The sequence below is a fragment of the Pseudomonas sp. 05T35 genome, from assembly GCF_056396605.1.
The window spans coordinates 1-9939 of the sequence record NZ_JBFTLU010000184.1; the positions used below are offsets into that span (position 1 = coordinate 1).

The 9939-nt window shown below is 58.3% G+C and carries 8 protein-coding genes; 7 read left to right on the forward strand and 1 reads right to left on the reverse strand.

What is annotated here, in order from left to right:
- The 7 genes from dnaK to AC1DH9_RS15505 all read left to right on the forward strand — a co-directional run.
- Window positions 1–1915, forward strand: a 1915-nt coding sequence (dnaK, locus tag AC1DH9_RS15475) for a molecular chaperone DnaK (RefSeq protein ID WP_477808382.1), incomplete at its 5' end; no start/stop codon positions are given.
- Window positions 1916–2212: 297 nt separating this feature from the next.
- Entirely contained in the window at window positions 2213–3337 is a 1125-nt protein-coding gene (gene dnaJ / locus AC1DH9_RS15480; RefSeq protein ID WP_427534344.1) for a molecular chaperone DnaJ, read from the forward strand.
- 10 nt (window positions 3338–3347) lie between these two features.
- Window positions 3348–4154 carry a 4-hydroxy-tetrahydrodipicolinate reductase gene (gene dapB, locus AC1DH9_RS15485; RefSeq protein WP_477808383.1) on the forward strand — a complete coding sequence of 269 codons (807 nt, stop codon included), beginning with the start codon at window positions 3348–3350 and terminating at the stop codon, window positions 4152–4154.
- A gap of 258 nt (window positions 4155–4412) precedes the next feature.
- On the forward strand, window positions 4413–5549 hold the full coding sequence (carA, locus tag AC1DH9_RS15490; protein ID WP_429539923.1) for a glutamine-hydrolyzing carbamoyl-phosphate synthase small subunit: 1137 nt from the start codon (window positions 4413–4415) through the stop codon (window positions 5547–5549).
- A gap of 139 nt (window positions 5550–5688) precedes the next feature.
- A complete protein-coding gene (gene carB / locus AC1DH9_RS15495; RefSeq protein WP_477808384.1) occupies window positions 5689–8643 on the forward strand; it encodes a carbamoyl-phosphate synthase large subunit in 2955 nt (984 codons plus the stop codon).
- Window positions 8640–9116, forward strand: a complete 477-nt coding sequence (greA, locus tag AC1DH9_RS15500; RefSeq protein WP_427534348.1) for a transcription elongation factor GreA — start codon at window positions 8640–8642, stop codon at window positions 9114–9116. The genes carB and greA overlap by 4 nt, the downstream gene beginning before the upstream one ends.
- Before the next feature lie 28 nt (window positions 9117–9144).
- A complete protein-coding gene (locus tag AC1DH9_RS15505; RefSeq protein ID WP_427547271.1) occupies window positions 9145–9549 on the forward strand; it encodes an MFS transporter in 405 nt (134 codons plus the stop codon).
- Window positions 9550–9558: 9 nt separating this feature from the next.
- Here AC1DH9_RS15505 and AC1DH9_RS15510 read toward each other — a convergent pair whose 3' ends face one another.
- Window positions 9559–9867, reverse strand: a complete 309-nt coding sequence (locus AC1DH9_RS15510) for a YhbY family RNA-binding protein (RefSeq protein WP_019691785.1) — start codon at window positions 9865–9867, stop codon at window positions 9559–9561.
- Window positions 9868–9939: the final 72 nt, after the last annotated feature.

Sequence of the window (9939 nt, forward strand, 5' to 3'; positions counted from 1 at the left end):
GGGCAAAATTATCGGTATCGACCTGGGGACTACCAACTCCTGCGTCTCCGTGCTGGAAAACGGCGTAGCCAAAGTTATCGAAAACGCTGAAGGCGCGCGTACTACGCCGTCGATCATCGCTTATGCCAACGATGGCGAGATCCTGGTGGGGCAGTCGGCCAAGCGTCAGGCTGTGACCAATCCGCATAACACCCTGTATGCGGTGAAGCGTCTGATCGGTCGTAAGTTCGACGAAGAAGTCGTACAGAAAGACATCAAGATGGTCCCTTACAAAATCGCCAAGGCTGACAATGGCGACGCTTGGGTTGAAGTGAACGGCCAGAAAATGTCGCCGCCACAGATCTCGGCTGAAATTCTGAAAAAAATGAAGAAAACCGCCGAAGACTACCTCGGCGAGGCAGTGACTGAAGCGGTCATCACTGTTCCGGCCTACTTCAACGACAGCCAGCGTCAGGCGACCAAAGACGCCGGCCGTATTGCTGGCCTGGACGTAAAACGCATCATCAACGAACCAACCGCAGCCGCTCTGGCCTACGGTATGGACAAGGCCAAGGGCGATCACACCGTGATCGTTTATGACCTGGGTGGCGGTACTTTCGACGTGTCTGTGATCGAAATCGCCGAAGTCGATGGTGAGCACCAGTTCGAAGTGTTGGCCACCAACGGTGACACCTTCCTCGGCGGTGAAGACTTCGACATTCGTCTGATCGACTACCTCGTTGACGAATTCAAGAAAGAAAGCGGCATGAACCTCAAGGGTGACCCGCTGGCCATGCAGCGTCTGAAAGAAGCCGCTGAGAAAGCCAAGATCGAGTTGTCTTCGAGCCTGCAGACCGACGTTAACCTGCCGTACATCACTGCAGATGCGACCGGTCCTAAGCACTTGAACGTGAAAATCTCCCGCGCCAAGCTGGAAGCGCTGGTTGAAGACCTGGTTCAACGCACCATCGAGCCTTGCCGCATTGCCCTGAAAGATTCGGGTATCGACGTTGGCGCGATCAACGACGTGATCCTGGTCGGCGGTCAGACCCGTATGCCTCTGGTTCAGAAGGCTGTTACCGATTTCTTCGGTAAAGAAGCCCGTAAAGACGTGAAYCCGGACGAAGCGGTTGCCATGGGTGCTGCTATCCAGGGCGCGGTATTGGCCGGTGACGTGAAAGACGTTCTGCTGCTCGACGTCAGCCCGCTGACTCTGGGTATCGAAACCATGGGTGGCGTGATGACTGCGCTGATCGAGAAAAACACCACGATTCCTACCAAGAAATCGCAAGTGTTCTCGACTGCCGATGACAACCAGGGCGCAGTGACTATTCACGTGCTGCAAGGCGAGCGTAAGCAAGCTGCACAGAACAAGTCCCTGGGCAAGTTCGACCTGGCCGATATCCCGCCAGCACCGCGTGGCGTGCCACAAATTGAAGTGACCTTCGACATCGATGCCAACGGCATCCTGCACGTAGGCGCCAAAGACAAGGCCACCGGCAAGACTCAGTCGATCGTGATCAAGGCCAACTCCGGTCTGTCCGAGGAAGAAATTCAGCAGATGATTCGTGATGCTGAAACCAACGCCGACGAAGATCGCAAGTTCGAAGAGCTGGCTACTGCCCGCAACCAGGGCGACGCGCTGGTTCACTCGACGCGCAAAATGGTCACGGACGCTGGTGAAAAAGTGACTGCTGAAGAGAAGACTGCAATCGAAGCTGCTGTGGTTGCCCTGGAAGCCGCTATCAAGGGCGACGACAAGGCTGCCATTGAAGCCAAGGTTGAAGAGCTGTCGAAAGTCTCCGCTCCAGTGGCGCAGAAGATGTACGCCGAACAGGCCCAGCCAGCTGAAGGTGCGGCACCGCACGCTGAAAAAGCTGAAAAGGCTGACGACGTTGTCGACGCTGAGTTCGAAGAAGTCAAAGAACACAAGTAAGTTGTTGGTCGGCCGGTTGACTGCCTTTGTGCGGTGACTGGTAGGATGTCGCCGCGCGGGAGCTTGCTCCCGCGTTGGCGTGTCTGGAGTAGACGAATTTTTACAGCATGCGACAGCGTTCGAATGCTGGCGGTGCGGACGGGGATGCTCCTGCTTTCCGATCCACAGGTACCGCATCGAATCAAAGACCAGGATCGTTGAATTGACGTGAGTTGGGTCCGGGCCTGTATTGGGGCTCAACGAGTTTGGCGAAGCTCAGGAGGGGTTTGCCGAACGTCCTTAAGAGTGCAAAGACTTATGGCAAAGCGTGACTATTACGAAGTATTGGGTGTTGAGCGTGGCACGAGCGAAACGGACCTGAAAAAGGCCTACCGTCGCTTGGCGATGAAGCATCACCCGGACCGTAATCCTGACGACAAGGCGTCGGAAGAGAAATTCAAGGAGGCCAACGAGGCCTACGAAGTGCTGTCCGATTCCAGCAAGCGCGCAGCGTATGACCAGTATGGTCATGCGGGTGTCGACTCAAGCATGGGCGGTGGCGGTGCTGGTTTTGGTGGTCAGAACTTCTCCGATATCTTCGGCGATGTGTTCAGTGACTTCTTCGGTGGTGGTCGCGGCGGCTCCCGTGGCGGCGCTCAGCGCGGCAGCGATCTGCGTTACACCCTGGAGCTGAGCCTGGAAGAGGCGGTGCGCGGCACGACCGTGAATATCCGTGTTCCGACACTGGTCAACTGCAAGCCATGCGACGGTTCGGGCGCCAAGAAAGGTTCTGCGCCGGTCACGTGCCCGACCTGCGGTGGTATCGGTCAGGTGCGCATGCAGCAAGGCTTCTTCTCGGTGCAGCAAACCTGCCCGCGTTGCCATGGTCAGGGCAAGATCATTTCCGATCCGTGCAACTCCTGCAATGGCGAAGGTCGCGTCGAAGAGTACAAGACCCTGTCGGTGAAAGTACCGGCTGGCGTCGATACCGGCGACCGTATTCGTCTGTCTGGCGAGGGCGAGGCGGGTACTCAGGGCGGGCCGACTGGCGACCTGTACGTGGTGATCAACGTGCGCGAGCACGCGATCTTCCAGCGTGACGGCAAGCATCTGTTTTGCGAAGTACCTATCAGCTTCGTTGATGCGGCGTTGGGCGGTGAGCTGGAGATTCCGACCCTTGATGGTCGGGTCAAGCTGAAAATTCCCGAGGGCACACAAACCGGCAAGCAGTTCCGGGTGCGTGGCAAGGGCGTTGCACCGGTTCGTGGCGGTGGCGCGGGCGACCTGATGTGCAGCGTGGTGGTCGAGACTCCGGTCAATCTGGGGCGTCGTCAGCGTGAGTTGCTGGAAGAGTTCCGCAGTTCCCTGGCGGACGACAACAGCCACTCGCCGAAAACTACCGGTTGGTTCGAAGGCGTGAAGCGCTTCTTCGGCGATCTGTAAGGAGTCGGGCATGCGACGTATAGCTGTGATGGGCGCTGCCGGGCGCATGGGCAAGAACCTTATCGAAGCGGTGCAGCAACGTGCACCGCTCGCGGGGCTGACGGCGGCAATCGTACGCCCCGGCAGCACACTGATAGGGGTGGATGCCGGTGAGCTGGCCGCGCTGGGGCGTATCGGTGTGCCGTTGTCCGGTAACCTGGAAGCGGTGGTGGCTGAGTTCGACGTATTGATCGACTTCACGCTCCCGGAGGTCATGCTGAAAAACCTGGCGTTCTGCCGCAAGGTGGGCAGGGCCATGGTCATCGGCACTACGGGGCTGGACGCCGCGCAAAAGCAGTTGCTGGCCGAGGCGGGCAAGGACATTCCAATTGTCTTCGCAGCCAATTTCAGTGTTGGCGTGAACCTGTCGTTGAAGTTGCTCGATATGGCGGCTCGCGTGCTGGGCGATGATGCTGATATCGAAATCATCGAAGCCCATCATCGGCACAAGATCGATGCGCCTTCAGGTACGGCTTTGCGCATGGGCGAAGTGATCGCCAGTGCACTGGATCGTGATCTGCAGAAAGTTGCGGTCTATGGGCGTGAAGGCCACACCGGTGTGCGCGAGCGTGAAACCATTGGCTTCGCCACGGTTCGCGGTGGTGATGTGGTCGGCGATCATACGGTGCTGTTCGCCTGTGAGGGCGAGCGACTGGAGATTACCCACARAGCGTCCAGTCGCATGACCTTCGCCAAGGGTGCGGTGCGTGCCGCATTGTGGCTGGATGGTCGTGAGCCGGGTCTTTACGACATGCAAGACGTGCTCGACCTGCGTTAAGATGGCCCCGAAATCGGGTTCAAACACAGCGTTTGAGCCCGATTTATCCTGCCAAGCGACGTCCTGTCGCATTCCTCGGCCTTTTAGGCTCATTGGCGGTAGACCCAAAAAGCCTTTTTCTGTAAGCTACAGCTTTAGTGTGTCCACTAAAAGCGCGCAGAATAATTCAGTGAAGAAGCGGGGTGACGTGTCCATACGTCACTCCGCTTTTTTACAACCTGCGATCGCCCTTTCAGGCTTTATTTACGGGAGGTCTTCTTGACTAAGCCAGCCATACTCGCCCTTGCTGATGGCAGCATTTTTCGCGGCGAAGCCATTGGAGCCGACGGTCAAACCGTTGGTGAGGTGGTGTTTAACACCGCCATGACCGGCTATCAGGAAATCCTTACCGATCCTTCCTACGCCCAACAGATCGTTACCCTGACTTACCCGCACATCGGCAACACCGGCACCACGCCGGAAGACGCCGAGTCCGACCGCGTCTGGTCTGCAGGTCTGGTGATTCGTGACCTGCCACTGGTTGCGAGCAACTGGCGTAACACGATGTCCCTGTCCGACTACCTGAAAGCCAACAATGTTGTGGCAATCGCCGGTATCGACACCCGCCGCCTGACACGCATCCTGCGTGAAAAAGGCGCGCAGAACGGCTGCATCATGGCTGGCGACAACATCTCCGACGAGGCTGCGATCGCAGCGGCGCGCGGCTTCCCGGGCCTGAAGGGCATGGATCTGGCGAAAGTCGTCAGCACCAAAAAGCAGTACGAATGGCGCTCGACTGTCTGGGATCTGAAAACCGACAGCCACGCGACCCTCGACGCTTCCGATCTGCCGTACCACGTGGTTGCCTACGACTACGGCGTCAAGGTCAACATTCTGCGCATGCTGGTCGAGCGCGGTTGCCGCGTGACCGTGGTGCCAGCTCAAACGCCGGCTGCTGACGTTCTGGCTCTGAAGCCGGACGGTGTGTTCCTGTCCAACGGCCCGGGTGACCCTGAGCCATGCGACTACGCGATCCAGGCCATTAAAGACGTGCTGGAAACCGATATCCCGGTGTTCGGCATCTGCCTCGGGCACCAACTGCTGGCTCTGGCCTCTGGCGCCAAGACCCTGAAAATGGGCCACGGTCACCACGGTGCCAACCACCCGGTTCAGGATCTGGATTCCGGTGTCGTCATGATCACCAGCCAGAACCACGGTTTTGCGGTAGACGAAGCGACCCTGCCAGGCAACGTTCGGGCGATCCACAAATCGCTGTTCGACGGCACCCTGCAAGGCATCGAGCGTACCGACAAGAGCGCGTTCAGCTTCCAGGGTCACCCTGAAGCCAGCCCTGGTCCGAACGATGTGGCGCCGCTGTTCGATCGCTTCATCAACGAGATGGCCAAGCGACGTTAATCGCCGGGCTTGAGCATGTAGCGAGAAGTCCCTGAGGGTGGCCCCGGTAACCCGGCGGCCCCTGAAGGGCTTCAGAGATTGATCAAGACGGCTTCTCCTTGGGAATTGCCGTCGGACCTGCGGATTTGAGTGACTACCCATGCCAAAACGTACAGACATTAAAAGCATCCTGATTCTTGGTGCTGGCCCGATCGTGATCGGCCAGGCTTGCGAATTCGACTACTCCGGCGCCCAGGCTTGCAAAGCCCTGCGCGAAGAGGGTTACCGCGTCATCCTGGTGAACTCCAACCCGGCCACCATCATGACCGACCCGGCCATGGCCGACGCCACCTACATCGAACCGATCAAGTGGCAGACTGTTGCCAAGATCATCGAGAAAGAGCGTCCGGACGCGCTGCTGCCKACCATGGGTGGCCAGACCGCTCTGAACTGCGCCCTGGACCTGGAGCGCGAAGGCATTCTGGAGAAGTTCGGCGTAGAGATGATCGGCGCCAACGCTGACACCATCGACAAGGCTGAAGACCGCTCGCGCTTCGACAAGGCGATGAAATCCATCGGCCTGGCTTGCCCGCGTTCCGGCATCGCCCACAGCATGGAAGAGGCCAACGCGGTCCTCGAGAAGCTCGGCTTCCCGTGCATCATCCGTCCGTCCTTCACCATGGGCGGCACCGGTGGCGGTATCGCTTACAACCGTGAAGAATTCGAAGAAATCTGCGCCCGCGGTCTGGACYTGTCGCCGACCAAAGAGCTGCTGATCGACGAATCGCTGATTGGCTGGAAAGAGTACGAAATGGAGGTTGTCCGCGATAAGAAGGACAACTGCATCATCGTCTGCTCGATCGAAAACTTCGACCCGATGGGCGTGCACACTGGTGACTCGATCACGGTGGCTCCGGCACAGACCCTGACCGACAAGGAATACCAGATCCTGCGTAACGCCTCCCTGGCGGTACTGCGCGAGATCGGCGTGGAAACCGGCGGCTCCAACGTCCAGTTCGGCATCTGCCCGAACACCGGTCGCATGGTGGTCATCGAGATGAACCCGCGGGTATCCCGTTCCTCGGCGCTGGCTTCGAAAGCAACCGGTTTCCCGATTGCCAAGGTCGCGGCCAAGCTGGCTGTGGGTTACACCCTGGATGAGCTGTCGAACGACATCACTGGCGGTAAAACCCCGGCGTCTTTCGAACCGTCCATCGACTACGTCGTGACCAAGCTGCCACGCTTCGCCTTCGAAAAATTCCCGAAAGCCGACGCCCGCCTGACCACTCAAATGAAGTCGGTTGGCGAAGTCATGGCCATCGGTCGGACCTTCCAGGAATCCCTGCAGAAAGCTCTGCGCGGTCTGGAAGTCGGTGTTTGCGGTCTGGACGAGAAGCTCGACCTGAGCAATCCGGAAAGCATGAGCGTACTCAAGCGCGAGCTGACCGTGCCGGGCGCCGAGCGTATCTGGTACGTGGCTGACGCAATGCGCGCCGGCATGAGCGTTGAAGACATCTTCGGCATGACCATGATCGATCCTTGGTTCCTGGTGCAGATGGAAGATCTGATCAAGGACGAAGAGAAGGTCAAGACCCTGGGTCTGACCAGCATCGACCGCGACATGATGTTCCGCCTCAAGCGCAAGGGTTTCTCCGATCAACGCCTGGCCAAGTTGCTGGGTGTGACCGAGAAGAGCCTGCGTGCCCATCGCCATAAGCTTGAAGTGTTCCCGGTCTACAAGCGCGTCGACACTTGCGCCGCCGAGTTCGCCACCGACACCGCTTACCTCTACTCGACCTACGAGGAAGAGTGCGAAGCCGCACCATCGGGTCGCGACAAGATCATGATTCTGGGCGGCGGTCCTAACCGTATCGGTCAAGGCATCGAGTTCGACTACTGCTGCGTACACGCGGCACTGGCCCTGCGCGATGACGGGTACGAGACCATCATGGTCAACTGCAACCCGGAAACCGTATCCACCGACTACGACACCTCCGATCGCCTGTACTTCGAGCCGGTGACCCTGGAAGACGTGCTGGAAATTGTCCGCGTCGAGAAGCCAAAAGGCGTGATCGTCCAGTACGGCGGCCAGACTCCGCTAAAACTGGCTCGGGCCCTGGAAGCTGCTGGTGTGCCGATCATCGGTACCAGCCCTGACGCAATCGACCGCGCTGAAGACCGTGAGCGCTTCCAGCAGATGGTCCAGCGCCTGAACCTGCGTCAGCCGCCAAACGCCACCGTGCGCAGCGAAGACGAAGCCATTCGTGCTGCCGCGAAAATCGGTTACCCGCTGGTGGTGCGTCCGTCCTACGTACTGGGCGGCCGGGCGATGGAAATCGTCTACGAAGAAGAAGAACTCAAGCGCTACCTGCGTGAAGCGGTTCAAGTGTCCAACGACAGTCCTGTGCTGCTGGACCACTTCCTTAACTGCGCCATCGAAATGGACGTGGATGCGGTTTGCGACGGCACCGACGTGGTGATCGGCGCGATCATGCAGCACATCGAACAGGCAGGTGTTCACTCCGGTGACTCCGCGTGCTCGCTGCCGCCGTACTCGCTGCCTTTGCATGTGTTCCCATTCGCCAAGTTCCCTGGCGTTGACCCGATCCTTGGCCCGGAGATGAAGTCCACCGGTGAAGTGATGGGTGTCGGCGACACCTTCGGCGAAGCCTTTGCCAAAGCCCAGATGGGTGCCAGCGAAGTGCTGCCGACCGGCGGTACTGCCTTCATCAGCGTGCGTGACGATGACAAACCGCTGGTTGCAGGCGTAGCCCGTGATCTGATCAACTTGGGCTTCGAAGTGGTCGCCACTGCCGGTACTRCCAAGCTGATCGAAGCTGCAGGTCTGAAAGTGCGCCGTGTGAACAAGGTGACCGAAGGTCGTCCGCACGTGGTCGACATGATCAAGAATGACGAAGTCACGCTGATCATCAACACCACCGAAGGTCGTCAGTCGATCGCTGATTCGTACTCCATTCGTCGTAATGCCTTGCAGCACAAGATCTACTGCACCACCACCATTGCTGCTGGCGAAGCTATCTGTGAAGCGCTGAAGTTCGGTCCCGAGAAGACTGTGCGCCGCTTGCAGGATCTACACGCAGGATTGAAGGCATGATCAAATACCCAATGACCGTTAAGGGCGCGAAGGCCCTGGAAGAAGAACACGCTCACCTGACCAAGGTCGTCCGTCCGAAGCTCAGCCAGGACATCGGTACGGCTCGCGAGTTGGGTGACTTGAAGGAAAACGCCGAATACCACGCTGCTCGCGAGCAGCAGGGTATGGTTGAAGCGCGGATCCGTGACATCGAAGGCCGCATGCAGAATGCGGTGATCATCGATGTCACGACGATTCCTCACACCGGCAAAGTGATTTTCGGTACCACCGTTGAAATCGCCAACGTCGAAACGGATGAAAGTGTCACTTACCACATCGTGGGCGAGGATGAGGCTGACTTCAAACTCGGCAAGATCTCCGTCAGTTCGCCACTTGCTCGCGCCTTGATTGCCAAGGAAGAGGGTGATGTGGTGGCGGTCAAAACGCCTAGCGGCGTTATCGAGTACGAGATTGTCGAAGTCCGCCATATCTGAAGGCAAGCGCCTGCTCCGTGCGGGCGCGATGCTTTGGCAGCTGACTCAGATGTTATGGGTTGGCGGCCTGTGGTTGTTGCACATCGGTCTGCTCCCGGTGCTGAGCCGTATTGGCTTGGCGCCGCTGTTGATCGAAGAAATTTCAAGCATGCTGAGTGCGCTGCTGGTCGGTTTTTCAGCGGCGTGCGTGGTTTTTCAGGTTTTGGTGCTGGTTCAGGCCAAGGGCCTTGTCAGTCTATGGCGCGATATTCGCGGGCAACTGCTGTTGATGGCGCTATACGCGAGTGCGATGTACTTCGTCGTGCGAATTGACTGGCCGCAGGCACAGCGCTGGTTGTCGTTCAGCTATCTTGTGCTGGGTTTTGCCGGATTACTGCTGGTTTTGCAGCCGGTGCCGGGATGGGGTGGCAGGGTGCGCGAAGCACACCCTTGACCCGTATCATCACTTGAAGCGATGGACGTTCGACAGCTGCTTGTTGACGCTGAAGTTCTTGCGGTAAATCAGCGCCATCTTGCCGATGACTTGCACCAGATCCGCTTTGCCGGCCTTGCACAGTTCTGCAATGGCTGCCAGGCGCGATTCGCGATCGAGGATGCTGAGCTTGATCTTGATCAGCTCGTGATCGCCCAATGCGCGTTCCAGTTCGGCTAAAACACCTTCAGTCAAACCGTTGTCAGCCACAGTCAAAACTGGTTTCAGATGGTGGCCAATGGACTTGTACTGTTTCTTCTGCTCTTGAGTGAGCGGCATAATCTGACCCTTTCGTCTGGATTCTGTAAAATGGCGGCCATTTTACCCGAGGGCTCGTGGATCCGCCCAATT